This window comes from Pseudofrankia coriaricola (assembly GCF_001854805.1).
In the GTDB taxonomy this organism is placed as follows: Bacteria; Actinomycetota; Actinomycetes; order Frankiales; family Frankiaceae; genus Pseudofrankia.
Genome location: NZ_MBLO01000209.1, coordinates 25,294 through 49,822, shown reverse-complemented (window position 1 = coordinate 49,822; position 24,529 = coordinate 25,294). Strand labels below are relative to the sequence as shown.

Below are 24,529 nucleotides of genomic sequence, written 5' to 3'. Positions count from 1 at the left end.
GTGTCCATTCACGGGCCTGGGCGTCTGGGCCGCTGAGCTGGGTTGATGTGTTGGGGTGACACGCCGGGGCTGTTGCTTGATCGGGCCGGCGGTCTGGTGATGATCAGGGGTTGTGGCTGACCCGTCCGCGTCGTTGGAGTCGCGGGTTTCGGCTGCCGAAGAGCGGGTCGGCGAGCTTGCGGAGGAGAACCGGCGGCTGGCGGAGACGAACAGCCGGTTGCGGCGGGTGATCGCAGACATGGCGGAGCGGCACGAGGTGGAGCTGTCCGCGCAGCGCGCGGCGCGGGAGCGGCTGGAGTTGCAGGTCGCGGAGCTGGCGCGGCGGGTCGGGATGGACAGCTCGAACTCCTCGACCCCGTCGTCGAAGGAGCCGTTGGCGGCGAAGGAGCGCCGGAAGGCGGTGCGGGCGGCCTCGCAGCGGGTCCGGTCGAAGGACCGGAAGCCGGGTGGGCAGTCGGGGCGTGACGGTGCGCGGCTGGCCCCGGCCGAACAGCCGGACCGGACCGAGACGGCGGACCAGCCGGACCAGTGCTCGTCGTGTCAGGGTGACCTGTCCGGCGGGCGGGACGTCGGCGCGGGCTGGGCGCAGGTCTGGGACGTGCTGCCCGCGGTGCTGGAAAGGGTGCACTGGGTGCTGCCGCGGCGGCGTTGCGGCTGCTGCGGGAAGGTCACGACCGCCGGGGTGCCGTTCGCCCGGCCGGGCTGTGTGACCTACGGGCCGAACCTCAACGGCGCGGCGGTGCTGCTGGTCTCGGAGGGCAACGTGCCCGTCGAGCGCGCCGCGGCGCTGGTCGACGGGCTGGTCGGGGTGGCGGTGTCGTCGGGGTTCGTCGCCCGCGCGAACGCCCGCCTCGCCGAGCGGTTGGCCGCGGTCGGGTTCGACGCGGCGATGAGGGCGGCGCTGGGTGCCGAGCCGGTGCTGTGCGCGGACGAGTCCCCGGTCAACCTGTGGCACAAGGACACCGACGCCGCCGGCGTGGACCTGGCGGGCAGCCCGCACGTGGTGACGGTGCGCACTCCCGGGCCGGGGCTGGTCTGGTACGCCCCGGTCCACTCCCGCTCGTCGAAGGCGCTTCACGACCTGGGCGTGCTCGACGGGTTCACCGGCTACCTGGTCCGCGACGACTACTCCGGCTGGGCGCAGTTCGACGCCCAGCTCAAAGGCGTCCAGCAGTGCCTGGCCCACATGGTCAGACATCTCCAGGGCGTCTGGGACCTGCACCACGACGAGCAGCGCTGGGCCCGCCGCGTCCAGGACACACTGCGTGAGGCGCACGCCGCCGTTCTCGCCGCGATCACGGCGGAAGCCGACCAGCTCGACCCCGACCTGCTCGAAAGCCTGCGCGCCCGGTACGACAAGGACGTCGAGTGGGGCCGGATCACCAACCGCTGCCGCGACTGGCACGACGGCAACCACCCCGGCCTCAAGCTCGCCCGAAGACTCGCCGACAAGGCCGGACAGGTCTGGCTGTTCACGACCAACTTCGCCGTCCCCTGGACGAACAACCCCGCCGAGCAGGCACTGAGAGGACCGAAACGCCACCAGGCGGTCTCGGGATACTGGCACACCCAGACGACCCTGGCCGCCTACTGCCGCGTGCGCTCCTACCTCGTCTCTGCCAGAGACCACGGTGTCCGCGCCCTCGAGGCCATCCGCACCGCCCTCACCGGCAGCCCCTGGCTACCAGTCCCAGCCACCGCCTGAAACAACATCAACACGGTTACCCCCGTGAATGGACACGGGGCTATCCGTACACTCCTCGGCTGTGATCGGACTCCTCACCGGCTATGCCCGCTGCTCGACCGACACCCAGGACCTCACCGCCCAGCGGGAGATCCTGATCGGCCTCGGCGTCCCCGAGGACCGGCTCTATCTCGACCGCGGACTGACCGGCACCCACCGCAATCGGCCGGGCCTGGACCAGGCCCTGGCAGCTGTGCGCGCCGGCGACACCCTTGTAGTGCCCAAGCTCGACCGCCTCGCCCGCTCGGTGCCCGATGCCCGCGACATCGGCGACTCCCTCGTGGCCCGCGGCGTCAAGCTCTCCCTCGGCGGCACCCTCTACGACCCGGCCGACCCCATGGGCAAGCTGTTCTTCAACATCCTGGCCACCTTCGCCGAGTTCGAGGTGGACCTCTTGCGTCTGCGGACCCGGGAGGGAATGGCGGTCGCCAGGGCGAAGGGCAAGCTGAAGGGCAAGCAGCCCAAGCTGACGGCCCGGCAGCAGGCCCACCTGATCGAGCAGCACGCCACCGGCGAGCATTCCATCGCCGACCTCGCTGAGCTGTTCTCCGTCAGCCGGGCGACGGTGTACCGCGTCCTCGAACGCGCCGCTGTGGCGGCCCAACCGAAAACCCGCGTGTGACCGCCATCCAAGACGAAGCCGACGACACTCTCGGCCCCGCCTGGTGGGCCGAGGACCCCGAGCGCTGGGACCTCCTGTGCTTCGAGGCAGCCCACGACGAGGCTGGCCTGCCTCTGGACCGGTGGTGGAAGGACCGCAGCGACGTCCTGGAGGCCCTCATCCTCGCCCCAGGACCAGTCGACCACGACTTCGCCTGCTTCCTGCTGGACCAGGAGACACGGTTCCACCGCCACTGCTGGGGCTTCAGCCACAGCATCGAAGTCGCCGCGCTCCTACTCACCGAGCACCGCCGGTCCGACGATGTCTGGCGTCTGTGGCTGGCGATCACCGCCAGCTTCGACACCTGGTGCGGCCTGCCCCACCGGCTGCTGCTCGCCGGGGGAGGGACGGCCCGCACGGTCGCCCACGTTGCCGGCTCCGGCCACGACCAGCGGCACAACTTGCTGCAGCGCCTGCAGGAGATCCCGGAGGCGACCGACGACGATGTCACCGTGCTCATCGCCGAACGCCGCCGGTACTACTCCGACGCCCTCCGCGAGCTGGACGCCAGCCCGGAGCCGGACGATGAGTGAGGAAGGGACCCATGGAACCCCTGTGCCGTCTCCAGGCGATGTCGCCGCCTGGTTCGCACTCGGGTTCGGTTTCCGCGCGTACCCCGTGGTGGGCGGCGCAGTGGCTGGCCGACGGCCAGGACGGCGAGGCGCTTCGCGAGATGGCTGCGCTGAACAGCCGCGACGTCTGGGACATCCGCGACCTGCTGCCCGCGGTCCTCGCCGAGTTGGGCGCGGACCCCCTCCCAGGAACGGTTGAAGCAGCGGCGACGGTCTTTCAGAACCTCGCCGCGGACTGCCTGGCCGGACGGTTGGACGAGCGTGCGGTCGCACAGCAGGTCGAGGCAGTCGTCCTCACCTGCGACTACGCGTCCGAGATCCTCGATCTTCCGCTCGGGCAGCTCTACGGCCTCGACGACGAGTGGCAGGGCGGCTGGGGCGCCACCGTAGAAGAACTGCGCAAGACAGTCCGTGCGCGATGCGCTGACCAGCTGGCCTCGCCGCGACCGGGTCTCGCTGTTGACGAACACACCGGGACCACCGCCTGAATCCACAGGTCAACGAAGACGGGAGGCGCCATAGCGGCCGGTGACACGTTCGTCAACGGCACTCCAAGCAGGCCAGACCGCCGACGACGTTCTCGAGCCCCTGCACGAGGCCGGGTTCCACACCTACCGCCAGCGACCGGGCCGTTAGGCCGCCCTGCAGCCGCTATCGCCACTGACCGTTCGGTTGCTGCTCAAGCCCCGACTCCGCGGTCGAGTTCTCCCGGATGGGCGCACTCTGGCCAGCGCCGACGGCACGGTGCGGCTGTGGCAGCTCCCGTGGGCCATGCGCAGCGCGTGTCAACCTGAGTGGAACTGGTCTGCGGCGCTTGCTCAGGTGGATCGGACGGTTTCGTTCCGATGTTCCTCAGGCCTGGGGAATCGGATCCCCCCATGCCCCAGCGCCCGCGCCTCAGCCGCCATCACCAGCCGGCGCTGCCGCTCATCCAGATGCGGGAACTTCGCCCCGAGCACCCGCCGAACTCCTCCATGCAGGCCATACCTCGCCAAGACAGGCGAACCCGGAAGCTACGGGTTATTTTTCCGCAAACCCTGAACGGCATTGCTATCTGAGCCATCCCGGCGCGCTGGATGGTCAGGCGATAGCCCTACGGCTTGCGGGCGACGCCGATGACATGCGCGCTCGTTCCGAGCATCGACGGTTCGGTTTCGGTCAGGCGGACGGCCCTGAGCAGATCGGCGGGGTCGGTCATCCGCTGCGCCAGGTCTCCCAACAGCCAGGCGAAACCCTCGACCGCGACGAGGCGGATGTCTCGATAGCCGGCGAGGTCGAGCTCCGCGCGCAGTTCCTCAGGGTGGTGAAAGTAGGCCCAGAAGCTGCCATCGGCGGGCCGGTCCGGGTCCTGGCTGAGGCCGACACGCAGGTTGCGGTCAAAGTTGTCCCAGATCTCGCGGCTTCCCAGCAGGCCCTTCAACGTCGCGTCGAGGACCCAGGCGTGCCGGGCGATGACCTCGACCAGAACATCACCGCCCGGCTGAAGGACCCGGGCCGCCTCGCGCAGCGCCGCGACCCGGTCATCCCGCTGGACAAGGTGATAGAGCGGGCCCATCAGCAGAACGGCATCGGCCGTCTGATCGGGCACCGGAAGACGACGGGCCTCACCCAGCTCGGCTCGAAACGGCGCGTGCGGTTGCGCCCGGGATCGGGCCTGCGCCATCTCGACATGGCGGGCAACCGGGTCAACAAGGAGAACGTCATGGCCGCGCCCGGCGAGGTGCGCGGCGTGGGTCCCCGGACCGCCACCGACGTCCACGACGCGGCCGTGCCCGGGCAGGAACCGCGTGAAGATGTCCCAGGTCCGCAGCCGGACCAGGTCGCCCAGGCCCGGCCGCCACAGACGGTCGTCCTCGTCAACCCGCTCATACTGGGCCGTCATCCGGCTATCGATCTCCACCCTGCCCAGTATGAAAAGCCCGCCCCCGCCTGGCGATCAGTTTTGCCTGCCCGCCGCGACCGCAGCTTTCCGCTTCGCGACCATTGCCACCGCGACCTGCCGCAGATCCAATGACAGATCAAGACCTTCAGCCCTACCGGCCTATCTGAGGCATCGCAGCTCACGCCATGGCAGACCCGACCGGCGAGGTTGGAAAGATCACGAATCCCAGACCAGCCCGAGGAGACAGATCAATTGATCATGAACCGAGATGGTGACGCGCGGGAGCTGTTCGCCGCGACAGCCTGGTACTACGCGCGATTTCGACCCGACTATCCTTCGGCATTCATCGATGACGTGGTGCGGCGCTTCCGTCTCGACGGCACCGGCCGGCTCCTCGACCTCGGCTGCGGCACTGGACAGCTGACCCTCCCGCTCGCCCGTCACGTCGCCGAGGCAGTCGGCGTTGACCCGGAGGCAGAGATGCTGCGTGAGGCAGCGGCGCAGGCCAGGGCGGCCGAGGTCGCCAACGTGACATGGACGCTGGGCCGTTCCGACGACCTGCCGGGAATGTTCGGGCGGTTCCGGCTGGTGACGATGGGCCGGTCGTTCCACTGGATGAACCGGGACCAGGTCCTCGCCGCTCTTGCCGGCATGGTCACAGACGACGGCGGCATTGTGATCGTCGGTGACTCCTGCCTGGTCCAGGCGAGCACTCCCTGGCAGCGCACGGTCGACATGGTGCGGCAGCGCTTCCTCGGGCCTGACCGCCAGCCCGCGAACACCACGCCCACGCAGGCCGCCGAAGGCGCCGAGCCGGTCCTAGCCCGCTCCGCGTTCCGGCATGTCGAACGCCTTACCTATGAGTTCTCCCGGCACTGGACCATCGAACGGATCATCGGCTACCTCTACTCGACGTCGTTTCCCCTGCGCCATCTCCTCGGCGACCAGCAGCCTGCCTTCGAATGCGCCCTTACCGACGCCCTGCAGGAACTCCCCGACGCCGACCTCGTCGAAGCTGTCACGGTCCGGGCGCTGATTGCAATCAGGGCATAGCCAAACGACGCCACGGATCTCAGCCAGAGCGAGCACCTTCGACGAGGTGACGCGAAAGATCATGCTCTCCGGACCAGATCCAATAAGACAGGCCAATGGATCATGGGCAGCTTCAGCGGCCTGCGCAGCGGGTCCGAGCGCACCAAAGGAATCACGGCACATCGGGTTCGTCGCGGAAGCCCACAGAACCACGCCGCGTTCCTGGTGCGCTGGGCCGACGGCCCTGTTCTCGACCGTCATGGTGAGTAGCAGCGCTACCGGCATGCGCTGGCCGCCGCCGGGTTCGGCGTGGTCCGGGATTGAGGCGACGAGGGAAGGCCGTGGGTGCGGCCCGCCGGGGTTCGACCGCGCGTGCCGCGGCGCTGAGCGAGGATCGACAGCGTGACCGATCAGACTTCGGCGCAGGACGGGTTCGATGTGACCTTCTTCCTGCGGCTGCTGCTGGGCGTCGGGGGGATCCTCGGGACGGCCATATACCTGTTCGACGCGATGCTCATGGCCAGCAATTTTCCTCCATCCGACGAATTGCCGACCCGAGCCGCCATCCTTTCCGGCGATCGGGCCCTGATCCGCGCCGCCGTCATAGTGGCCGGCGCACCCCTGGCCGCGCTCGTGCTGGCCTGGTTGGTCCACAACCGGGGCGCCGTCAAGCGATGGACGGTCGCGTTCGTCCTCGGGCTGATAGCCGCCGGCCTGATCCTCGATAGCCGGCACGACTACCTGCACCAGTGCCTGTTGACAGCGACAGAAGACCGGCTGGGGAAGCACTGCGTCGAGTACACCGACGCCTGGAGGTATGCATCGTCGGGGTACGTAGACGGGGCGTCCGCCCTGGTCGCGAACGCTCGTAGCTCGATGGAACGGGTCGCATGACCGAGGTTGGGCTACGGCCAGCGACATCCGGTGACAGCGAGTTCTGCTTCGCGCTGCACCGCGACGCGATGGGCAGGTACGTCGAGCAGATCTGGGGCTGGGACGACGCCCTCCAACGCGCCCACCACGAGCGGACCTTCGACCCGGCGCGGACCCAGATCATCACGGTGGACGGCCACGACGCCGGCTCGATCAGCGTCGAACGCCGGCCGACCGAGACCTACCTGGGCCGGATCGAGATCCACCCCGGCTACCAGGGGCAGGGCATCGGCAGCCGCCTCATCCAGAGCCTCCTCGACGAGGCCGCTCGCCGCGGCCACCCCGTCACCCTCGACGTCCTGGCCGTCAACCAGCAAGCGCACGCCCTCTACCGGCGGCTCGGCTTCCACGACGTCGCTCGGCACGGCCAGAACAACATCAAGACCAGAATGAGCTCCGCCCGACCCCGCGAAGAATCGTCGTCCGTCGCGGCGAGGCGGCCGGATCGCAATCGCTCACGCGGTTAAGTATCGGACGTCCTGAAGGGCCACGATGACCCACCGGGGATCTTGTCGGCAAACGGTCGTCTGTCGACACCGGTGTGCCGTCTCACCGAACCTGCTTCGCGATCAAGGGCCTTGAGTTGGGCAGCGCGGATTCGCTGAGACAGTCCGTGGTGCGCCGTCTTGCTGAACCAGCTCTGCGACGCGGGTTCTGCGCGGACGTTTCACCAGATCTGCTCCCTGGAACGGGTCTGGAGGGCGGACCCGGCGACGGCGGTGAAGGCGCCGTCGTGCAGGAGGGGCACGGCGGTGTCGGCGTCGAGTTGGGCGGCGGCCTCGATGTCGTCGTCCCAGCCGAGTTCCAGCAGTTCCCGCCCGGAGACGGAGCCGCGCAGTTCGTCGTGCAGGACGGGTGCTGCCGCGTCGAACGCCGCCCGGGCGGCGCGGGCTTCCGGGGACAACTGGGTCCGGGTGAGGTCGCCGGCCTCGGGCGATGACCGCGCCGGCGCCGAGGAGGTCCTCGACGGCTGGGCGCAGCGGGCCGGCGTGCGCGGTTCCCGACGGGTCCGGCCAGCGTTCCCCGGCCGCGATCACCGCGACGGAGCGGCCAGCGGCGACGTTGTGGGCGAGCAGGTCGCCGACGGCCGCGGCGTTGCGCAGGCAACCGGCGACCGGTGCGGCCCCGTATGCGCTGGCGGCGGCGGACAGCGTGGCGCCGTTCGGGGAGGGCAGGACCAGGCGTCGAGCATGACGAAGAAGCCGAGGATTCCCGTGACCACCGAGAGGCCGTCGCGTCCGAGTGGCCCCGTCGTGGCCCAGCGCCGGATGGTCAGGACGCCGGCCCCGAGTGGTGTCAGAGCGACGGCAAGTCCGGCCGGTCGGGGCGGTCGTGCATCTGGTGGCCGCCGCTCATCGAGGAGGGCCGGGACCTGTCCTCGATGAGCGGCATCCTGGCCGACAGCTCCTATCGTCTGCCGCCGGCCTGACGGCCGGGCCTCACTTCAGGTGCCGGGCGAAGAACCGGCTCCCGTTGTCCCCCTCGAACTGCGGGACGCCGGTGTGCCCGCCCATATTGGCGTGCAGCGTCTTCTCCTTGGAGCCGAGGGCGTCGAACAGGTCCAGGGCCATCTGCCGGTCGTTTCCCTCGTCGTCCCACTGCAGGAGGACGTGCAGCGGAATGGTGACCTGCCGGGCCTCCTCGAACATGGTGCGGGGCACGAAACTCCCGGCGAACAGAAGGGCGGCCGAGATGCGCGGCTCGACCACCGCCAGCCGGACGCCGATGGCGATCACCCCTCCCGAGTACCCGACCGGGCCGCCGATCTCGGGCAGCGAAAGGACGGCGTCCAGGGCGGCCCGCCATTCCGGGACCGCCTTTTCGACCAGCGGCAGGACGAGCCGGTCGACGATCTCGTCGTCGACCGGCTCGCCGGCCGCCAGCGCCCGGCGCAGGTCGGCGCGGGCCTGCTCGGCCGCGGCGGAACGGGGCCGGTCACCGCTCCCGGGGAGCTCGATGGTGGCCGCGGCGAAGCCCTCCGCCGCGGAGTGCCGGGCCCGCTCCACCAGTCGGGGGTACATCCTGTGCAATCCGCCGGGGTGGCCGACCAGGATCAGCGGGGCAGGTGCGGACGCGGATGCGGATCCGGGCGTCCACAGGATGCCGGGGATGTCGCCGAGGGCGAATTCGCGCTCGAGAACACCGTCGTCGAGGCGCTTTTCAGAAGTGAATCGCATGGTCGTGCCTTCCGGGAGTGCTCGTGAACGGCGCTCCCGGACGACCTATCGTCCGACCGTGACCCCGGAGGGGAGCACCCATGTCGATACTGCGTTCACGGGTACCACCTCCTCGTCCTCTCGCACGGCCTCCGGAAAACTAGCAGTGGTCGCCGTGATCCGCCAACAGGTTTTTGCGGAGGCCCCGCGGCCGGACACCACGGAGCCACTCGCCGCGCTCCGCCAGCCCGATTTCGCAGGTCGAGTCATGGACTGTGCTCGGCAACGACCAGGCCCCGCCCCGGTGGAGCCGGGGGATCGCTGAGCGGACTGTGACCGTCCTGCCGCGGTCCAACGTCAATCGGGCCCAGGCCAAGATGGGGATCTCCCGAACCGTCCCGGCCAGCGCAGAACTGATGCGGCTCTATGCCGACTACCTCACCGAGCGGGAGGTGTTCCTCGCCGATCCGGGGCCACCGCTGAGAGGTCGCTGCCGGCTGACCGGGTGCGCGGTGGCGACCCGCCGGTTAGGGACGTCCGGCCGAGGCCTGTGCACCCGACGCCGGGAGCGGTGGCAGCAAGGTGGCCGTCCGGATCCGCATGCCTGGGCTGCGACATTCGGCCTATTCACTACGGAGATCGTGGCTCAACGGGATCTGATCAAGGACGGCTGGCAGGTCAACTACTTCACGTTCCGGCTGACCCAACCGCCTGGCGACAGCATGACCTCCGTCACATGACTCGAGCCGGAGATCCACCCGCCCATGACCGCCGGGTGAGCGGAAGGTGCGTGGTTCATCCTGGTCATCCGTTGGCACAGGATTGGCGGCATGGCACTGCGACTTGTTCAGGTGAATTTCAAGGCTCGGGATCACTCGGCGCTCGGCGGGTTCTGGGCGGAGGCGCTCGGCTGGGGCGTTTCCAGCGAGGGACCCGGTGTGACCAACGTTGAACCCGTGGGCTTCGCGTGGCCGGACCCCGCCGCGGTCTGCGTCGATGTCGTCGCCGTCCCGGACCCCGAAACGGTGAAGTACCGCGTGCACATCGATCTCGCCACCACCTCCGCGGCCCATCAGACGGAGCTGGTCGCGCGCCTGAAGGAGCTCGGGGCGACGCCCGCCGACGTGGGCCAGGGCGTCGTCCCGTGGACGGTCCTGGCCGACCCGGAGGGCAATCTGTTCTGCGTGCTGGAGCCTCGGGAGATCTACCGGGACACCGGGCCGATCGCCGCGGTGGTCGTCGACTGCGCGGATCCGCGCGCCATGGCCCGGTTCTGGGGTGAGGCGATGGACTGGACCCTGCACGAGGTGACCGACGATCACGCGCGCCTGCGCTCCGCCAGGGGCGTCGGCCCGTATCTGGAGTTTCTCCGCACGCCCGATGCCCAGACCGCGAAGGGCCGCGTCCATCTCGACCTGCTGCCGTACCCCGGCGACGATCAGGAGGCGGAGGTGGCCCGACTGAAGGCCCTCGGCGCGACGCTCGCCAATGTAGGCCAGGGCGACGTCCCATGGACGGTCCTGGCCGACCCGGCGGGCAACGAGTTCTGCGTCCTCGCCCCGCGGCCTGACATGTAGCCGCCTCGCTGACCAGTCGGCGGTTCCGCGGTCGGTGGCGGGATGCGTCAGGCGGCGGTGCGGTCGCTGACGGGTCGACGGCGCAGGCCTGCCTGCTGGAGCGCTGGCGGTAGGTATGCCTGGTCGAGGGTGCCGACGTCGGTGCCCGGCGGGACGATCTCGTCGATCCGGTCGAGGATGTCGTCGGTGAGTGCCACGTCGATGCCGGCGAGAAGGTCGTCGAGGTGGCTCATCGTGCGCACCCCGGCGAGCGCGCTGGTCACGCCGGGATGGGCGATCGCGAACGCCATGGCGAGATGGGTCAGCGGCAGGCCCGCCTGCTCGGCCAGGGAGATGAACCGCTCGACGGCGTCGAGACGACGTTCGTCGTTGAGGTGCCTGAAGTAGCCGGCGCGGCGCAGCTCGTTCTGCTGGCCCTTGCGGACGCGCCCCGTGAGCAGTCCCTGCCCGAGCGGGCCCCACACCAGCGTTCCCATCCCATAGCGCTGAGCGACTGGCAGCGCCTCGCGTTCGATGCCGCGGTTGAGTAGCGAGTACGGCGGCTGCTCTGTGCGGAACCGTTCCAGACCGCGCCGCTCGGCGACCCACTGGGCTTCGATGATGTCGGACGCCGGCATCGCGGACGTCCCGATCGTACGGACCTTCCCGCTGTGGATCAGGTCGGTGAGCGCGGAGAGCGTCTCCTCGATGTCCGTGGCCGGGTCCGGCCGATGTATCTGGTAGAGGTCGATGTGGTCGGTCCGCAGCCGGCGCAGCGAGTTCTCGACCGCGGTCACGATCCAGCGCCGCGAGGCGCCCTGCTGGTTGGGGTCGTCACCTGTCGGGCGGCTCACCTTGGTCGCGAGGACGACGTTGTCCCGTCGTCCCTGGAGTGCCTTGCCGACGACCTCTTCGGAGTCGCCGTAGGCGTCGGCGGTGTCGATGAGGTTGATTCCCGCGTCCAGCGCCTTGTGGATGATGCGGGCCGAGTCGTCGGGGTCGGGGTTGCCGACGGACGTGGCGAACATCAAGGCGCCGAGCGCGTAGGGGCTGACCTTGATCCCGGTCCGGCCGAGCGTGCGGTACTGCATGCGAAATCTGCCCTTCTCCGCAAAGAGATATCCAAATAGCCAGCAACGCCGACAAGTCAGCGGCGGGCGGATGTGGCTGTCGCGCAGGTGCCGCAGGTGGCACGCGACACCTCTCCGGTGCTCGTCCCGTCGCGCCGACGGGGCGCCGCCGGTCCGCCGAGCCGGATTCCAGCGTGCGGCGGTGCGGGCGCCGTCGGGAGAGACGTCCTTATCCGGGGACGGGCCGTCCCTGGCTGCGTCTGGCATCCCGGGCATGGTGGAGGGGTGGACAGAACCGAACTGGCCGACTTCCTGCGCCACTGCCGTACCCGGCTTGCCCCTGCCGACGTCGGGCTGTCGCAGGGCGCGCGACGCCGCACCCCGGGACTGCGCCGCGAGGAGGTGGCGCAGCTGGCGGGCATGTCCACCGACCACTACACGCGCCTCGAGCAGGCCAGGGGCTCACGCCCGTCCCGCCAGATGCTCGCAGCCGTCGCCCGCGCGCTGCGGCTGACCGGCGACGAGCGGGACCACCTCTTCTATCTGGCCGGCGAGGAGCCTCCGCGCAGCCGGCCGACCTCGGAGCATGTCCGCCCCGGCCTGCTTCTCGTCCTCGACCGGCTGACCGACACGCCCGCCCGGGTGGTGAGCGACCGCGGCGACATCCTCGCGCAGAACGCGATGGCCACGGCACTCCACGGTGACGCGTCCGCCCGCCCCGACGCGGAACGCAACGTCGTCTGGTGCTACTTCACGGACCCCTCCGCGCGGGAGCTCTTCCCGGCCGAGGACCGCGACCATGCCGCCCGCGCGGCAGTGGCGGACCTGCGTGCCGCCTCCGCCCGCCGCCCGGACGACGCGCGGCTGGCAGGGCTCGTACGTCGGCTCCGCGCCCACAGCGAGGAGTTCTCGGCGCTGTGGGACACCCACCACGTCGCCGTCCGCCGAGCCGACACCAAACGCTTCCTGCACCCGGTCGTCGGCCTGCTGGAGCTGGACTGCGAGGTACTGCTGAACCCGGAGCACGACCAGCGGCTGGTCGTCTACACCGCCCGTCCCGGCAGCAGCTCCTACGAGCGGCTGGAACTGCTGCGCGTGGTCGGTCTCCAGGATCTGACCCGTGGCTGAACCGCTCCGTCGGGTCCGCCGGCGTCCGCGGCAGCGATACCGCCTGCGCCCCGCGGCCCGCTCACCCACCCGGCTCACAAACAAACAAAGCCGAAATGCCGTCGGCTAACTCCAGTCAATCCCGAAGTCAAGGAAAAATCCACCAGCCTGGCCGGTTACCCCCGGTGAACACCTACAGGCGATATGGTTAGGCTCATGGGCATGTCGGGACTTTTTGGCTGGTTCCGTCGTCGTCGCGAGCGGGGCGATGCAGCGGCGGCGGCCCATCTCTACTTCGTGCGCGGACGAGTCGCCGCCACCCCAGGCGCGGCGCTCGTGCACGTGCTACAGGTCTATCAGTACGCAGCGCGGGGAACGAAGGCGATTGTCCGGGACGACGCGAGCGGCTATGCCTTCGACGCCTGGTTCTGGTGGGCACGAGTCGGTCCTGGGCAAGCCGTCGCTGTCCATGCCGGCGCTGGGTGGGGTCCGCACACCCAGCGCGACAACGTCCTCTACGTCGGGCAGGAAAACGGGGCCTCCGGCGTCCTGGAAATTCTCCCCGCCGGCATTGTCGCTCGGGCCGCACGGCACGCCGGGCGCCATCTGTGAACGCCAGCGTCAGTAGCTGATGTAGCTGGGTATGTTCCTTGGCCAGTGCCCCGGCCGGCGGCCGACGGAGACCTCCTGCGCGAACTGGTTGGACGGAATCATCGAGCACCAGTGCTGTGCTGGAACTCCTGTAGGCGTCGATCCCCGAGGGTACTTCTCCCATCTGCCTTCCTTCCCATGTCACAGGCAGCTGGGGCCGGGACTCGGGTCCGTGTCACCGCGGTGAACGCCTTGTGTGTATTGAGGTACCAGACGATGGCCCGTTATCCGAAAACGGCTGCGACCCTCTTGGTGGCCTCTCCCTCGATCTCGATGTACCGCCTGCAGCCATTTGGTGCTGCCCGGATCGGGTGAGGCGGCTGTTGCGTCGTGACCGACGCAGTCACACGGTCGGGGTTGGCGGCGGAATATCGCTGGTGTCGGAGTGGTGGCGGCGGGCGGCGAAGATCAGATGCGTACCGCCGTTGAGGCAGCCTGACTGACGGCACGCCCATGTCTCGTTGTCCAGGAACCGCGCCCAGTGCGCCGGGTCGGCCTCCAACCGGGCCAGGGCCCCGATGTCGCCGAGCGAGGACCAGTTTGATGCCGACATCCCGATCAGCAGGCCTCCGGCCTGCGCGACCAGGCCGGGGATCTGCTCGGAGCGGTACATGGTGCAGACATGGCCGGCGGGCTGAACGGGCCGCAGGTCTCCAGTACTCAGGACCACGTCGTTGGCGTCGTCGCCGTAGTCCATGATGATGTCCACCACGCCGGGCATGAGGTGCCGGTAAGCGCCCAGGGTGGACATCACCGACGCGACTACCGTGCCGCCCGGGCGGGTGACCCGAAGCAGTTCCCGCAGCGCGGCCGGCGCGTCCTCGAAGACGTAGGACAGCGGGCCGCCGTAGGCCACCGCAAGGTCGAACGAGCCATCGGCACACCAGGACAGATCCCGCACATCCGCGACCCGGAAGTCCTCCACCACGCCGCCCAGCTCGGCCTCAGTGATCCGCCGCTGGTTGTCCACCAGCTGCACAGAGGAGATGTCGGTGACGGTGAGCTGGGCGCCGCGCCGTGCCAGGTACTGGGTGAAGATCCCGGGACCGGCGCCAATCTCCAGCACCCGTGGAGCGGACGTCAGATGCTCATCGAGGAAACGGCGGTGGATCTCGAAGGAAACCCGTCCGGCGACATCCTTGTGCAGCCGCTCCCATTCCTCGCCGAAGGCGTCAAAGACCTCCCGCACCCGCGCGACCGACTCATCCGTCCCTGGCGACATCACCCATCCCCTGTCACACACCCAGCCAGCACGGCGGCAGGCCCACCTCACGCAGTACAGGCAATTCCGTACCCGGTCGCAACTGGATTTTCCGGCACATCCGCCCCAACCTGCCGCCGCGGCTTCTCTTCAACGAGGAACGTCGCTAGGCCAGCCGCGTGCTGGGTCAGCTCCTGCTCCTGGCTCACGACACCTCCTCCGTCAACGGTCGTAGCGCGTCGAGGTGGCTGGTCATGTCCAGCTGGAAGCGGCCGTAGAGGTTGACGTGGGTCCAGAACAGGGCGGACAGGCCGCGCTGGTCGGCGTCGGTGAGCCTCGCCGTCCAGGCCGGGTCGGTCAGGACGCGTTGGTCAAGGACGGTGTTGACGTAGGCGACGGCGGCCTGCGGCAGGTGCAACGCGAGCACGGAGATCTCCACGGATTCGCGGTCTGCTCCGGTGAGCTGGCCGTCCTTGCCATGGCTGAACTCCCCTCCGCGATCCGCGAGCACCTCGACCGGATCCAACGACCTGTCATCGACGACCCGGCGCTCGCGATCGGCAGCGCGAAGGAACTCATCGAGAGCACCGCGAAGGTCGTCCTGACCGAGCGCGGTCTCCTCGTCGACGAGAAGGCCGACGTCCCCGCGCTCATCCGCCAGGCCCAGCAGGCCCTCGGCCTCCAGGACTTGACGCGTGTGGCTGAACCGCTCCACCGGGTCCGCCGACGCCCGTGACAGCCATACCGCCTGGGCCCGGCGTCCGGTCGTCGATGTCGCCCTCCACTCTCTGCGCGGGCGACATCGGCGACATCGACGACCAGGCCAGGGTGCATCTCGAGTTCGCGCACCGGGACGATGCGGGCGGGCTGCTCGGTACAGGATCCTCCGGTCAGGCGCCGGAGGAACGCGGGATTGGCGCAGCACGGCCGCCCGTGCCAGCCGTCCCAAACACACATCAAGAGGCTGCACGCGCCCCGTGAGCGGCGCGGTACCGTCCCACCAGGTGATCGCGGCTATCTCGTCGTTAGGGGTGAAAGGGGTGCCCGAGGCGGCGCGTCCGGCGTACACCGCCGCGTACTCGGTACGCTGCTCGGGGCCCAGAATGAACCGGGCGAAGCCGGCGAAAAGGAGCCGCTCGACCTGGTAGCCGGATTCCTCGTGTAGCTCCCGTACCGCCGCCTGCCGCGCTGTTTCATCTGGGTCGATCCTCCCTCCTGGCAACTCCCAGCGCTGCCGATGACGGTCGAACACCAGCAGGAGGCGGCCGTCATCGGTCCAGAGCGCGACCAACGAGGCGGGCAGCGGAGCGTCACGGAGGTCGGCATTCTCGCCGACCTCGTGGAACGCCACCAGGAGGTTCCCGTTCTCGTCCGCGGCGAGGGGGACCAGATTCGCATCGCTCACGCGGACGAGTATCGGACGCCTCGCTGCTGCGTCGCTTGGAAGCGGCCACGGAGCGGATCCGCCGCCTGGAGGCCATGAGGCACGCTCGGCTCCATGGACAGCGTCTCCCCGCCGGGCGAGTCACCCCGCGACCTCAGCACCTGGACCTTCGACGAGGTTCGGGCATGGGCCCAACGCCCCGACCATCACGGCCAGGACCTGGAGCACATCAGGACGGCCGCGGTTTTCCACGCGCAGGACGACCGATACGCTTCCGAGGACCGCAAGAGGTGGGCCAAGCTGGCCTTGCAAGTCAATGCCCGGCACGCCCGGAGACAGCCCATGGGAAAGCGGTCGACCAGGCGGCGAGTGCGCGTGAGGGCGCCCACGTGGGGCGCCGCCGGCAGGAATCTCGTGTTCAAGGTCGGCTGGCGCCAGAAAGATCATGACTCGTTGCGCCGGCTCCGGCCCCGTCAGCACAAGGCGCTGGCTGCGTGCACATCGCGGAGGGTTTGCCGCGCGACTTCACTGAAGTCGTCGCCGTTGGTCGTGTCGCTCCAGCGCTCATAGGCGATTTTCAGGGCGAGTGCGCCCAGTTCCGCGGCCACGCACGAGGTCAGGTCGGGAACGTCGCGCCGCCTGAGCGCGTCGGTCATCGATGCGGTGAGACCGAGGCCCTTCAGCGCCTCGCGTTCCTGCAGTTCCGGGTTGGTGGCGATCACTGCCCGCCTGCGGGCGCTGAATTCGCGGCGAGCGGGTGTGAAGGCCTCCCGCCCGACCGCGTCCAGAGCATGAGCCACCGCTTCAAACGGCGTGGCGGTCGCCGGCGCCGCGGCGATCCCCCCGACGAGCAGCCCGGTCATCGTGTCCCCACCGAAGAGGACTTCCCGCTTGTCCTGGAAGTGCCGGAAGAAGGTGCTCTTCGTCAGCCCCGCGCGCTCCGCGATCTCGACCACCGTCGTGTGCTCATAGCCCCGGTCCTCGAACAGTTCGAGTGCGGCGGCGACGAGTCGCTCCGATGCGTTGGGTTGCCAGCGGGCCACGAGAACAGGGTACGGCACTCGGTCCCGTCACCTGTGTACAGTGATGGGACCAAGTTCCATCACGCGTCCGTCTGTCCATCGGGAGGCCCGCCCATGAGCCGAGCCATCGTCTATCAGACGTTTGGAGGTCCGGAGGTACTGGAGCTGCGAGACGTCTCGCAGCCGCACGCCGGCCCGGGCGAGGTGCGCGTCCGCGTGACAGCCGCCAGCCTGAACCCGATGGACTGGGTCATCTCCTCGACCCCCGCGGCGGCGGCCGCATTCGGCGTCACCGTGCCGGCCGGGTTCGGGTACGACTTCGCCGGCGTCATCGACGAGGTCGGAGCCGGCGCCGACGGTTTCGCCGCGGGTGATCGCGTCTATGGCGGCGCGATGGCGAAAGCCGCCGCCGACTTCCTGGTAGTGAAGATTCCAGCTCCGGCACCCGACGTGCTTTTTCACACGCCGGACGGCATCGGCGACGAGGTGGCGGCCACGATTCCGGTGGCCGGCCTGACCGCCGCCGCCGCTCTGGAGGCGATCGGCCTGCGGGCCGGTGACACCATCCTGGTCGGCGGTGCCGCCGGCGGCGTGGGCGTGTTCGCCGTGCAGCTCGCGAAACTCGCTGGCGCCCGAGTGATCGGGACCGCCTCGGAGCGCACGTTCGAGTTCCTGCGGCAGTTGGGCGCCGAGCCTGTGGCGTACGGCCCGGGGCTCGCGGACCGGGTGCGGACGCTGGCTCCCGATGGCGTGACCGCGGCTACGGACCTGTTCGGTACCGAGACGGCCGAGACCGCGCTCGCGCTGGGCATACCGCCTGAGCGGATCTCCACGATCGCCGCGGGCCCGAACCCTCCCGGCGGCGTGCGCGCGACCGGGGGCAGCGAAGCCGGACCGGCCAACCTGGAGCGGATCACCGACGCGATCCTCGCCGGCAGGATCGCCGTGCCCATCGCCGCGACCTTCCCGATCGAGCAGATCCGCGACGCCGTCGCGCTGCAGGCCGGGCGCCACGCCCACGGCAAGATCGTGATCAGGCTGTAGCCACGCGCACGCGTCGCCGTCGACCTCCGGCCGTTCAGGCAGCGGCCTTGGAGGCAGCGCGCAGCTTCTGCACCGCCATGACCGCGCCGAAGATGCCGTAGCCGACGTAGCCGACCGCCTTGCCGCCCCACTCGGCGTAGAGGTAGTCGATGGCGTTGGTCAGGGCGGCACGCAGGCGGGGGCGGCTCCGCGTCAGGCCTCGGGGCGAGGACGCAGAACTCGTTACCCGCCGGGTCGGCCAGGACCGTCCATGGGACGTCGCCCTGGCCCACGTCGGCGGGCGTCGCCCCGAGCTCCTTCAAGCGCGCGACCAGCTCCGAACGATGGACCGGATGGTCAAGCGCGCCGTCTACGCCCGACTCGGGTTGGCGTCGTACTGGATCGTCGACCCGTCGCCGCGAACGGGCCCGGCTGTCACCGTGCTGCGCCTCGACCCGGCTGGCAGTGGCTATCAGGACGATCAGATCGTCGGCCCGGACGGCACGCTGGCTGTCACCGAGCCGTTTCCCGTCACGATTCGCCTCGCCGACCTGCACGGCATCTGACGAGGAGCGGTCCAAGCCGACCGGCGCCGACGATCGAGACGGCTGTCTACCCGTGGTCTCGACTTGGTTGGGCGGTGTCGTCCGAGGTTGTTTCGGGTTTGGTGTGGAGGACCTCACGGGCCTGTTCGGCGGCGCGGGTGATGCTTTCGCTGATGAAGTCGAGGAAGCGGGCGATGTTCTCCAGGCGGATGGCGGCGGGGGTGTTGGGGCCGAGGATGGCGACGCCTTGGCGTGCGGTCTCGACGAGCTGGTCGTTGGATCGGGCGCTGGCGATCGTCGCCTGGTAGAAGAGTTCGTCGTCGACGATGTAGCGGTCACGGCGGCGTTCGTCGCGTTCTCGGCGGACGAGGCTCTGGCTCTCCAGGAAGGCGATCGCCTTGGAGATGGACGCCGGGCTGACCCGGAGGCGCTGGGCGAGTTGGGACGCGGTGAGGCTGCCCGCGTCGGCGGTGAACAGGCAGGTCAGCACCCGGGCCGTCATCTTGGGTAGGCCCGAAGCCATGAGGACGGTGGTGAGCGTCTCCTCGTACTCGGCCACGGCCTCGGCGTCGCGTCCGTGTGGCTGGGGGGCTGACTCCGGCCCTCGGGAGGAGGCGGGCCCGCGCCGGTGAGCGCGGCGTTCGGTGGCGCGGTGGGCCAGGTCGGCGCGGTAGGCGGTGGCGCCGCCGTTGCGCATCACCTCACGCGTGATCGTCGAGGTCGGACGGTCGAGGCGTCGGGCGATCTCGGCGTAGGCGAGGCTGTCGGCCAGTCCCAGCGCGATCTGCTGGCGTTCCCGCTGGGTGAGCCTGCCTCCCGGCATCGCGATCTCCTTGGTGATCCTTCGTGATGGTCCCTGCTCCCCCACCATAGCGTTCACTCGTCGTCCATTGCAATGCTCGGAAGAGCCATCGTTGCGTTAATGGGGAGGTCGTTGCAACAGCTCTATGGACTTGACCTGCAGAGATGCAGATTCCATGCAACGAGCGTGTTGCCTGATCATGGAAAGCAACGTAGCGTTTCCGGTGTCAGAAACAACGAGCGAGCACAGGAGAGCACGATGCAGAAGTTCGACACCCCCGCCCCGATCTCGGCCATCCTGGACATCCCCGCCGGACGCATCCAGTTCATCGCCGCCGACCGCGCCGACACCACGGTCGAGGTACTGCCCGCCAGCCCCTCCAAGAGCCGCGACGTCCAGACCGCCGAGCAGACCACCGTCGCCTACGCCGACGGCGTCCTGCGGATCCACACCCCCGAGCCCAGGAACCAGCTCCTCGGCGCCTCCGGATCCCTGGAGGTCACCGTCCAGCTGCCCGCCGGCTCCCGCATCGAGGCCAAGGCCGCCAGCTCCGAGCTCCGCGGCGTCGGACGCCTTGGCGATGTCGTCTTCGAAGGCGCGTACCGCCAGATCAAGATCGACGAGGCCGCGAGCGTCCGCCTCACCGCGATCGACGGCGACGTCGAGGTCGGCCGGCTGGGCGGCCCCGCGGACATCAGCACCGCAAGGGGCGACATCCGGATCACCGAGGCTGTGCGCGGCACGGTCGTGCTGCGCACCCAGTCCGGCGACATCTCGGTCGTCGCCGCCGCCGGTGTCTCGGCCGCCCTGGACGCCGGCACCGGCTACGGCCGCATCAGCAACGCCCTCAAGAACGACGGCACCGCCGAACTCGACATCCGCGCCACCACCTCCCACGGCGACATCACCGCCCGCAGCCACTAAGGAGGAGAACCACGCCTATCTGGCCGGGCCCACCGTGATCGAGATCCTGTCGGTCGTCGCCGACGACGCGGCCGTCCGTCCCGCCGGAGGCGCGGCGGCCGCCGAACCGGGGGCTTAGCGCACGACGTCGAGAACCTGCTTCTGGACGCCGTTGGGGTAGGCCTCGAACTCGACGAGTTTCAGCATGGTCTTGTCCTTGTCGGTCTCGCTGAACAGCCGCTTCCCGGCGCCGAGCAGCACGGGGAAGACGAGCAGGTGGTAGCGGTCGACAAGCCCGGCGTCGGCGAGGCTCTGGCCCAGGGCCGCGCTGCCGTGCACCGCGATCGGGCCGCCGTCGGTCTCCTTCACTGCGGCCACGTCGTCGAGGGACCGCAGGATCGTCGCCGGCCAGCGCGGGTCGGCCTCGGCGAGGGTGGTGGACACGACGTAGCGCGGCATGGCGTTGTAGCCCGCGAACTCGGCCATCGTCGGCCAGACGGGGGCGAACACCTCATAGCTGGTCCGTCCCAGCAGCAGCGCCGTCGCCTCCTCCTGCTCGCGGCCCTTGATCTCGTAGGCGGCGGGGTCGAAGTCGATGTCCTTGAAGGTCCAGCCGGTGTTCCGGTAGCCGGACTCCCCGCCCGGTGCCTCCATGACACCGTCGACCGACACGAAGGCGGTCACGATCAGCGTGCGCATCTGGTTCTCCTCTGATGGTTAGCGGTTAGAGCGGTCAGCGGTCGTCACGGGGCCGAGCTGTTCGTCGCGTTCGGGGATTTCAAGCTGGGATGCAGGGCGATCATCAGGCGGTGGGGACGTCCGCCGGCTGCTGCCTGATCGTGGTATTTACCGACCAGCGCGGTGACGGCGTCAGACAGTTCCGCCGCGAACGCGGCCCGGTCGGCGGCGGTGGCGAAGCGGATCTCGCTGTCGACCGCGAAGGTCGCGAGCCGCTTGCGGGCCACCGTGGCGCCGCCGAGCAGCTCGCCCACCTCCCGAATGAGCCGGGCCGCCAGGGCGAGCATCCGCCGGGCCGACGTCTGGTCCCGGGCGCGGTCCGGGTCGGGAGCGACGTCGGCCAGCGCGTTGGGTGAGATGACGTATGAGCCGGCGGTCGCCCGCAGGACCCGCTCGGTGAAGTTGCCCCTGCGCCGCTCCTCGACCAGCTCGACCAGCCCGTGCTGCTCCAGCGTGCGCAGGTGGTAGTTCACCTTCTGCCTGGTCAGCCCGGTCCTCGCGGCCAGCGTCGTGGCAGACCCCGGTTCGGCCAGCGCGGCCAGCAGCCGCGCCCGTATCGGGTCCAGCGACGCCTCCGCCGCGAGCGCGTCCTCGATCACCGCCACATCCAGCATGCCTTCATCGTGCCGTTGACAATAAATCTTGTCAAGGAAGTAACACTTGTCTAAGGTGAGCGATGGAGATCGCGATGGAGGGTGGCATGCCGCTGGGCGGTCCGTGAGACGGAGGCTGGCACCCTCACCATCCCTGAGGACGGGGTCGCCGTAGCATCGGAGAAAAATCGGGCGGATATGGCTGACCTGCGGTGATGCCGAGCTACACCTGGTGGGGCAGGCTGGAGAGCGCCTCGGTGGCCTGGCGCACGGGAGAAGCGGGCCCCAAGCGGTGGGTCGCGGTCTTGCCCGCCCGCCGGGTAGCGGAAGAATTGCCTTGTGCTCTATCGGATCATCCAGCGTAGGCCTACGGGTGGTACCTACGGGCCCTGGCAGCCAGTCACCGACACGCTGCTCGTCTCTCTCGACCCAGCCGAGAACGAGATCGAGTTCTCGGCTGACGACCGCCGGCTGGACACCGACCAGGCGACGCCGTGCGACTGCAACCTCTTCCCAAGCGATCACCGGCACCGGGTGGGGGCGAGTCCGACAGGCATACGCGGCCCCAGGCCCGCCGACGACTGAGCGCCCCCAACCTCACCGGACGGCCCCGGCTATCCGGGGTCCCGGTAGGAACGGAACGAAAACCGGTGTTGCTGTCAAAATTTTTGACGGCCCGAGGTCGAGTCCGCCAAGGTGGCGAGGCCCGGGTTTGGCAGGTCGGCGTACCGGGCGCCGAGGACCTCCACGTGGCCGGAGGTGGCCGGGCTCAGGCCGACCATGATCCGCATGGTTGTCGACTTGCCGGCCCCGTTGGGGCCGAGGAAGCCAGTCACGCGGCCCGGTCGGGCGGTGAACGAGACGTCGTTGACCGCGGTCATGCCGCGATAGCTCTTGGTCAGGTGGTCAACAGTGATCATGACCGGAAGCCTCGCCGCGGCCGGCCTTCCGGCACATCGGCGTCGAGGCCGGACCCGCCTCTGCCATTGGGGGGAGCGGCGTCTCGTTCTTTCGGTGGGTCTCCGACGCCTGGGCTGTCTCTAGGCTGGGTGTGTGTTCACTACCGGCCTGCGCTCGCTCTGGGACGAGCCCCGCGCCGCGGACACGCCCGAACGGGTGTGGCTCGACCGGGTGCTGGTCGGCGTGGTGATGGTGGCGGCGTTGCTCGAAGGAACCCTCCGAGAGGACGTCACCTGGGGGCCGGTCGTGACGATCGTGACGGTCGGACTTGCGCCGGTGCTGCTATGGCGGCGTGCTCACCCGTTGGTCTGCGTCGTGGTGGGCTTCGGCACCGGGATGGCGTTAGGACTGGCGAGCTGGCTGGGCGGGACCCCAGGCGTGGGCCTAAACACGATGATCTACATCCTGGTGCTCGTCTATTCGCTGGTCCGCTGGGGCACAGGGCGTCAGATCGTGATTGGGCTGCTGGTGGTTGCGGTCGCCGCGGTGTTCAGCTTTGCGACCGACTACACCGGGCCAGCCGAGCTCTTCGGCGGGTTGGCGGTCCTGGCGGCGGCGGCAGCGGGCGGAGCGGCGTTCCGCTACCGCGCCGAGAGTCGGCGCCGGGCGCTCGACCAGGTCCGCAGCCAGGAGCGCGTCGGCCTCGCGCGCGAGCTGCACGACTCGGTCGCCCACCACGTCTCGGCGATCACTCTGCAAGCGCAGGCTGGCATGACGATGGCCGCGAAGCGACCTGAAGCGGCGCTCGAGGCGCTTGCGATCATCGAGGGGGAAGCGTCGCGGACGCTGGCGGAGATGCGAGCGATGGTCCGGGTGCTGCGTGACGGAGCGCCGGCGGAGTACGGTCCCCAGCCCGGCGTCGCCGACCTGGTGTTCCTCGCCCGCCGCGAACCGGACCCCGTCGTCGACGTGGAGTTGGCGGGTGATCTGGCCGGACTTCGGCCCCAGGTCGACGCCGCCGTGTACCGGATGGCGCAGGAGGCGCTGACCAACGCGCTGCGGCACGCCCGAAACGCCTCGCGTGTGGAGATCAGGGTCGTCGAGGGCGCAGGAAGGCTGCGGCTCCGCGTGACCGACGACGGCCAGATCGACCCGGCGCGGCCAGCGACCCACGGTTTCGGGCTGCTGGGGATGACCGAGCGCGTGCAGCTGCTCGGCGGCACGCTACGCGCTGGGCCGACGCCCGAGGGCGGGTGGGCGGTCGACGCCGAGCTGCCGATGGAGTTGCCCCTATGACGACGCGCGTGCTGGTGGCAGACGACCAGGATCTGGTGCGCACCGGCCTGTCGATGATCCTTGACGCCCAGCCCGACATCGAGGTCGTCGGCCAAGCCGCCGACGGCAAGGCCGCCGTCGAGCTGGCGCATCGGCTCCGCCCCGACGTGTGCCTGGTCGACATTCGGATGCCCGGGCTGGACGGCATCGAGGTGACCGAGCTCCTCGCAGGGCGGGGCGTAGCGGACCCCATCGCGGTGGTGGTGATCACGACGTTCGACCTGGACGAGTACGTCCACGGCGCGCTTCGGGCCGGAGCCCGAGGATTTCTCCTCAAGGATGCCGGGCCAGAGTTGCTGGTGCAGGCTGTCCATGCCGCCGCCGTCGGCGATGCCCTGATCGCGCCGAACATCACCCGCAGGCTGCTAGCGACCCTTGCCGCGGGGGCCTCATCGAAACGCCGTACCCAACCTATCGAGCCGCTCACCCAACGCGAGGAGGAGGTGCTGAAACTGGTCGCTGTCGGCCGCACGAACGCGGAGATCGCCGCCGAGCTGTTCATCAGCTTGACGACCGCCAAGACCCACGTCGCGAGCCTGCTGACCAAGATCGGCGCCCGGAACAGGGTCGAGATCGCGATGTGGGCCTACGACACCGGCCGGGTGGGGCACTGAACCGAACCTGACGTACATGCACGACGACTGGTCCCGGCCGGGGGCGACCGAGGCCCACAACGAGCGCAGCGCCTTCGTCACCTTCTGTCCAGTGTAGGGACAGCG

The 24,529-nt window shown here is 69.5% G+C and carries 29 protein-coding genes and 2 pseudogenes; 18 read left to right on the top strand and 13 right to left on the bottom strand.

Annotated features, from left to right (window positions below; translation table 11 throughout):
• The first annotated feature begins 112 nt into the window (after window positions 1-112).
• From tnpC to BCD48_RS23185, 4 genes are read left to right on the top strand one after another with little or no spacing between them, the layout of a single operon-like run.
• Window positions 113-1,705: an IS66 family transposase gene (gene tnpC / locus BCD48_RS23200; protein ID WP_071047798.1), complete on the top strand. Its 1,593-nt coding sequence runs from the start codon at window positions 113-115 to the stop codon at window positions 1,703-1,705.
• A gap of 28 nt (window positions 1,706-1,733) precedes the next feature.
• Entirely contained in the window at window positions 1,734-2,366 is a 633-nt protein-coding gene (locus tag BCD48_RS23195) for a recombinase family protein (protein ID WP_071050496.1), read from the top strand.
• On the top strand, window positions 2,363-2,938 hold the full coding sequence (locus tag BCD48_RS23190; protein ID WP_071050495.1) for a hypothetical protein: 576 nt from the start codon (window positions 2,363-2,365) through the stop codon (window positions 2,936-2,938). Before BCD48_RS23195 ends, BCD48_RS23190 begins: the two co-directional genes overlap by 4 nt.
• Window positions 2,939-2,949: 11 nt before the next feature.
• On the top strand, window positions 2,950-3,465 hold the full coding sequence (locus tag BCD48_RS23185) for a hypothetical protein (protein ID WP_198543358.1): 516 nt from the start codon (window positions 2,950-2,952) through the stop codon (window positions 3,463-3,465).
• Window positions 3,466-4,070: 605 nt separating this feature from the next.
• Here the strand turns inward: BCD48_RS23185 and BCD48_RS56830 are convergent.
• Both BCD48_RS56830 and BCD48_RS56825 read right to left on the bottom strand, forming a co-directional pair.
• The gene (locus BCD48_RS56830) at window positions 4,071-4,397 is read right to left on the bottom strand and encodes a hypothetical protein (protein ID WP_397428806.1); all 327 of its coding nucleotides are present in this window, start codon (window positions 4,395-4,397) and stop codon (window positions 4,071-4,073) included.
• Window positions 4,398-4,412: 15 nt separating this feature from the next.
• Window positions 4,413-4,859: pseudogene (locus BCD48_RS56825) on the bottom strand (class I SAM-dependent methyltransferase); the annotation flags it as partial.
• 258 nt (window positions 4,860-5,117) lie between these two features.
• Here BCD48_RS56825 and BCD48_RS23175 point away from each other — a divergent pair.
• From BCD48_RS23175 to BCD48_RS23165, 3 genes are all read left to right on the top strand, one after another.
• Window positions 5,118-5,912: a class I SAM-dependent methyltransferase gene (locus tag BCD48_RS23175; protein ID WP_071050493.1), complete on the top strand. Its 795-nt coding sequence runs from the start codon at window positions 5,118-5,120 to the stop codon at window positions 5,910-5,912.
• Between the two features lie 381 nt (window positions 5,913-6,293).
• On the top strand, window positions 6,294-6,785 hold the full coding sequence (locus BCD48_RS23170) for a hypothetical protein (protein WP_071050492.1): 492 nt from the start codon (window positions 6,294-6,296) through the stop codon (window positions 6,783-6,785).
• Window positions 6,782-7,291 (top strand): GNAT family N-acetyltransferase, encoded by a 510-nt coding sequence (locus BCD48_RS23165; protein WP_071050491.1) that lies wholly within the window; start codon window positions 6,782-6,784, stop codon window positions 7,289-7,291. Before BCD48_RS23170 ends, BCD48_RS23165 begins: the two co-directional genes overlap by 4 nt.
• A gap of 200 nt (window positions 7,292-7,491) precedes the next feature.
• Here BCD48_RS23165 and BCD48_RS55870 read toward each other — a convergent pair whose 3' ends face one another.
• Both BCD48_RS55870 and BCD48_RS23155 read right to left on the bottom strand, forming a co-directional pair.
• The gene (locus BCD48_RS55870; RefSeq protein ID WP_312624367.1) at window positions 7,492-7,728 is read right to left on the bottom strand and encodes a hypothetical protein; all 237 of its coding nucleotides are present in this window, start codon (window positions 7,726-7,728) and stop codon (window positions 7,492-7,494) included.
• Window positions 7,729-8,263: 535 nt separating this feature from the next.
• On the bottom strand, window positions 8,264-9,001 hold the full coding sequence (locus BCD48_RS23155; protein WP_071050490.1) for an alpha/beta hydrolase: 738 nt from the start codon (window positions 8,999-9,001) through the stop codon (window positions 8,264-8,266).
• A gap of 311 nt (window positions 9,002-9,312) precedes the next feature.
• Here BCD48_RS23155 and BCD48_RS52450 point away from each other — a divergent pair, with 311 nt between their 5' ends.
• Both BCD48_RS52450 and BCD48_RS23145 read left to right on the top strand, forming a co-directional pair.
• Window positions 9,313-9,720 (top strand): site-specific integrase, encoded by a 408-nt coding sequence (locus BCD48_RS52450; RefSeq protein WP_198543357.1) that lies wholly within the window; start codon window positions 9,313-9,315, stop codon window positions 9,718-9,720.
• A 90-nt stretch (window positions 9,721-9,810) separates the two neighbouring features.
• A complete protein-coding gene (locus tag BCD48_RS23145; RefSeq protein ID WP_071050488.1) occupies window positions 9,811-10,557 on the top strand; it encodes a VOC family protein in 747 nt (248 codons plus the stop codon).
• Window positions 10,558-10,604: 47 nt separating this feature from the next.
• Here BCD48_RS23145 and BCD48_RS23140 read toward each other — a convergent pair whose 3' ends face one another.
• Window positions 10,605-11,627, bottom strand: a complete 1,023-nt coding sequence (locus BCD48_RS23140; protein ID WP_071050487.1) for an aldo/keto reductase — start codon at window positions 11,625-11,627, stop codon at window positions 10,605-10,607.
• Between the two features lie 264 nt (window positions 11,628-11,891).
• Here BCD48_RS23140 and BCD48_RS23135 point away from each other — a divergent pair, with 264 nt between their 5' ends.
• Together BCD48_RS23135 and BCD48_RS23130 are read left to right on the top strand one after the other, a co-directional pair.
• Entirely contained in the window at window positions 11,892-12,734 is an 843-nt protein-coding gene (locus BCD48_RS23135) for a helix-turn-helix transcriptional regulator (protein ID WP_071050486.1), read from the top strand.
• Window positions 12,735-12,929: 195 nt separating this feature from the next.
• The gene (locus tag BCD48_RS23130) at window positions 12,930-13,325 is read left to right on the top strand and encodes a hypothetical protein (protein WP_131804097.1); all 396 of its coding nucleotides are present in this window, start codon (window positions 12,930-12,932) and stop codon (window positions 13,323-13,325) included.
• Between the two features lie 382 nt (window positions 13,326-13,707).
• On the opposite strand, the gene BCD48_RS23125 is transcribed toward BCD48_RS23130, so the two are convergent.
• Both BCD48_RS23125 and BCD48_RS56820 read right to left on the bottom strand, forming a co-directional pair.
• Window positions 13,708-14,586, bottom strand: coding sequence for a class I SAM-dependent methyltransferase (locus tag BCD48_RS23125; RefSeq protein WP_071050484.1), 879 nt, complete (start codon window positions 14,584-14,586; stop codon window positions 13,708-13,710).
• A 184-nt stretch (window positions 14,587-14,770) separates the two neighbouring features.
• Window positions 14,771-15,076, bottom strand: coding sequence for a Tn3 family transposase (locus tag BCD48_RS56820; RefSeq protein WP_071050483.1), 306 nt, complete (start codon window positions 15,074-15,076; stop codon window positions 14,771-14,773).
• On the opposite strand from BCD48_RS56820, the gene BCD48_RS56815 reads away from it, so the two are divergent.
• Window positions 15,044-15,301: an abortive infection family protein gene (locus tag BCD48_RS56815; protein ID WP_071050482.1), complete on the top strand. Its 258-nt coding sequence runs from the start codon at window positions 15,044-15,046 to the stop codon at window positions 15,299-15,301. The genes BCD48_RS56820 and BCD48_RS56815 overlap by 33 nt on opposite strands.
• Before the next feature lie 273 nt (window positions 15,302-15,574).
• Here BCD48_RS56815 and BCD48_RS56810 read toward each other — a convergent pair.
• Together BCD48_RS56810 and BCD48_RS23105 are read right to left on the bottom strand one after the other, a co-directional pair.
• A pseudogene (locus BCD48_RS56810) lies at window positions 15,575-15,916 on the bottom strand (NUDIX hydrolase); the annotation flags it as partial.
• 506 nt (window positions 15,917-16,422) lie between these two features.
• The gene (locus BCD48_RS23105) at window positions 16,423-17,010 is read right to left on the bottom strand and encodes a TetR/AcrR family transcriptional regulator (protein WP_241841934.1); all 588 of its coding nucleotides are present in this window, start codon (window positions 17,008-17,010) and stop codon (window positions 16,423-16,425) included.
• Between the two features lie 75 nt (window positions 17,011-17,085).
• Here BCD48_RS23105 and BCD48_RS23100 point away from each other — a divergent pair, with 75 nt between their 5' ends.
• Both BCD48_RS23100 and BCD48_RS51500 read left to right on the top strand, forming a co-directional pair.
• Window positions 17,086-18,015 carry an NADP-dependent oxidoreductase gene (locus BCD48_RS23100; RefSeq protein WP_116271630.1) on the top strand — a complete coding sequence of 310 codons (930 nt, stop codon included), beginning with the start codon at window positions 17,086-17,088 and terminating at the stop codon, window positions 18,013-18,015.
• Between the two features lie 332 nt (window positions 18,016-18,347).
• Entirely contained in the window at window positions 18,348-18,560 is a 213-nt protein-coding gene (locus BCD48_RS51500; protein WP_157910555.1) for a Uma2 family endonuclease, read from the top strand.
• 46 nt (window positions 18,561-18,606) lie between these two features.
• On the opposite strand, the gene BCD48_RS56805 is transcribed toward BCD48_RS51500, so the two are convergent.
• Window positions 18,607-19,362, bottom strand: coding sequence for a helix-turn-helix domain-containing protein (locus BCD48_RS56805; protein WP_071050502.1), 756 nt, complete (start codon window positions 19,360-19,362; stop codon window positions 18,607-18,609).
• Window positions 19,363-19,599: 237 nt separating this feature from the next.
• On the opposite strand from BCD48_RS56805, the gene BCD48_RS23085 reads away from it, so the two are divergent.
• Window positions 19,600-20,265 carry a DUF4097 family beta strand repeat-containing protein gene (locus BCD48_RS23085; RefSeq protein WP_071050478.1) on the top strand — a complete coding sequence of 222 codons (666 nt, stop codon included), beginning with the start codon at window positions 19,600-19,602 and terminating at the stop codon, window positions 20,263-20,265.
• 114 nt (window positions 20,266-20,379) lie between these two features.
• On the opposite strand, the gene BCD48_RS23080 is transcribed toward BCD48_RS23085, so the two are convergent.
• Together BCD48_RS23080 and BCD48_RS23075 are read right to left on the bottom strand one after the other, a co-directional pair.
• Window positions 20,380-20,943 carry a dihydrofolate reductase family protein gene (locus BCD48_RS23080; protein ID WP_071050477.1) on the bottom strand — a complete coding sequence of 188 codons (564 nt, stop codon included), beginning with the start codon at window positions 20,941-20,943 and terminating at the stop codon, window positions 20,380-20,382.
• Between the two features lie 44 nt (window positions 20,944-20,987).
• Window positions 20,988-21,596: an ArsR/SmtB family transcription factor gene (locus tag BCD48_RS23075; RefSeq protein WP_071050476.1), complete on the bottom strand. Its 609-nt coding sequence runs from the start codon at window positions 21,594-21,596 to the stop codon at window positions 20,988-20,990.
• 318 nt (window positions 21,597-21,914) lie between these two features.
• On the opposite strand from BCD48_RS23075, the gene BCD48_RS23070 reads away from it, so the two are divergent.
• Window positions 21,915-22,160, top strand: coding sequence for a hypothetical protein (locus BCD48_RS23070; RefSeq protein ID WP_071050475.1), 246 nt, complete (start codon window positions 21,915-21,917; stop codon window positions 22,158-22,160).
• Window positions 22,161-22,234: 74 nt separating this feature from the next.
• Here the strand turns inward: BCD48_RS23070 and BCD48_RS23065 are convergent, their stop codons facing one another.
• Window positions 22,235-22,495 carry an ATP-binding cassette domain-containing protein gene (locus tag BCD48_RS23065; RefSeq protein ID WP_071050474.1) on the bottom strand — a complete coding sequence of 87 codons (261 nt, stop codon included), beginning with the start codon at window positions 22,493-22,495 and terminating at the stop codon, window positions 22,235-22,237.
• Between the two features lie 133 nt (window positions 22,496-22,628).
• On the opposite strand from BCD48_RS23065, the gene BCD48_RS23060 reads away from it, so the two are divergent.
• Both BCD48_RS23060 and BCD48_RS23055 read left to right on the top strand, forming a co-directional pair.
• Window positions 22,629-23,771 carry a sensor histidine kinase gene (locus BCD48_RS23060; RefSeq protein WP_071050473.1) on the top strand — a complete coding sequence of 381 codons (1,143 nt, stop codon included), beginning with the start codon at window positions 22,629-22,631 and terminating at the stop codon, window positions 23,769-23,771.
• Window positions 23,768-24,424: a response regulator gene (locus tag BCD48_RS23055; protein WP_071050472.1), complete on the top strand. Its 657-nt coding sequence runs from the start codon at window positions 23,768-23,770 to the stop codon at window positions 24,422-24,424. Before BCD48_RS23060 ends, BCD48_RS23055 begins: the two co-directional genes overlap by 4 nt.
• The last annotated feature ends 105 nt before the right edge of the window (window positions 24,425-24,529 follow it).

Excerpts from the sequence above, each read along its gene's own strand:
- BCD48_RS23195 (WP_071050496.1), top strand. The coding sequence starts at position 1,734 with ATGGACACGGGGCTATCCGTACACTCCTCGGCTGTGATCGGACTCCTC.
- BCD48_RS23185 (WP_198543358.1), top strand. The coding sequence starts at position 2,950 with ATGGAACCCCTGTGCCGTCTCCAGGCGATGTCGCCGCCTGGTTCGCAC.
- BCD48_RS23175 (WP_071050493.1), top strand. The coding sequence starts at position 5,118 with ATGAACCGAGATGGTGACGCGCGGGAGCTGTTCGCCGCGACAGCCTGG.
- BCD48_RS23165 (WP_071050491.1), top strand. The coding sequence starts at position 6,782 with ATGACCGAGGTTGGGCTACGGCCAGCGACATCCGGTGACAGCGAGTTC.
- BCD48_RS23155 (WP_071050490.1), bottom strand. The coding sequence starts at position 9,001 with ATGCGATTCACTTCTGAAAAGCGCCTCGACGACGGTGTTCTCGAGCGC.
- BCD48_RS23145 (WP_071050488.1), top strand. The coding sequence starts at position 9,811 with ATGGCACTGCGACTTGTTCAGGTGAATTTCAAGGCTCGGGATCACTCG.
- BCD48_RS23140 (WP_071050487.1), bottom strand. The coding sequence starts at position 11,627 with ATGCAGTACCGCACGCTCGGCCGGACCGGGATCAAGGTCAGCCCCTAC.
- BCD48_RS23130 (WP_131804097.1), top strand. The coding sequence starts at position 12,930 with ATGGGCATGTCGGGACTTTTTGGCTGGTTCCGTCGTCGTCGCGAGCGG.
- BCD48_RS23125 (WP_071050484.1), bottom strand. The coding sequence starts at position 14,586 with ATGTCGCCAGGGACGGATGAGTCGGTCGCGCGGGTGCGGGAGGTCTTT.
- BCD48_RS56815 (WP_071050482.1), top strand. The coding sequence starts at position 15,044 with ATGGCTGAACTCCCCTCCGCGATCCGCGAGCACCTCGACCGGATCCAA.
- BCD48_RS23100 (WP_116271630.1), top strand. The coding sequence starts at position 17,086 with ATGAGCCGAGCCATCGTCTATCAGACGTTTGGAGGTCCGGAGGTACTG.
- BCD48_RS51500 (WP_157910555.1), top strand. The coding sequence starts at position 18,348 with ATGGTCAAGCGCGCCGTCTACGCCCGACTCGGGTTGGCGTCGTACTGG.
- BCD48_RS56805 (WP_071050502.1), bottom strand. The coding sequence starts at position 19,362 with ATGCCGGGAGGCAGGCTCACCCAGCGGGAACGCCAGCAGATCGCGCTG.
- BCD48_RS23085 (WP_071050478.1), top strand. The coding sequence starts at position 19,600 with ATGCAGAAGTTCGACACCCCCGCCCCGATCTCGGCCATCCTGGACATC.
- BCD48_RS23080 (WP_071050477.1), bottom strand. The coding sequence starts at position 20,943 with ATGCGCACGCTGATCGTGACCGCCTTCGTGTCGGTCGACGGTGTCATG.
- BCD48_RS23075 (WP_071050476.1), bottom strand. The coding sequence starts at position 21,596 with ATGCTGGATGTGGCGGTGATCGAGGACGCGCTCGCGGCGGAGGCGTCG.
- BCD48_RS23065 (WP_071050474.1), bottom strand. The coding sequence starts at position 22,495 with ATGATCACTGTTGACCACCTGACCAAGAGCTATCGCGGCATGACCGCG.
- BCD48_RS23055 (WP_071050472.1), top strand. The coding sequence starts at position 23,768 with ATGACGACGCGCGTGCTGGTGGCAGACGACCAGGATCTGGTGCGCACC.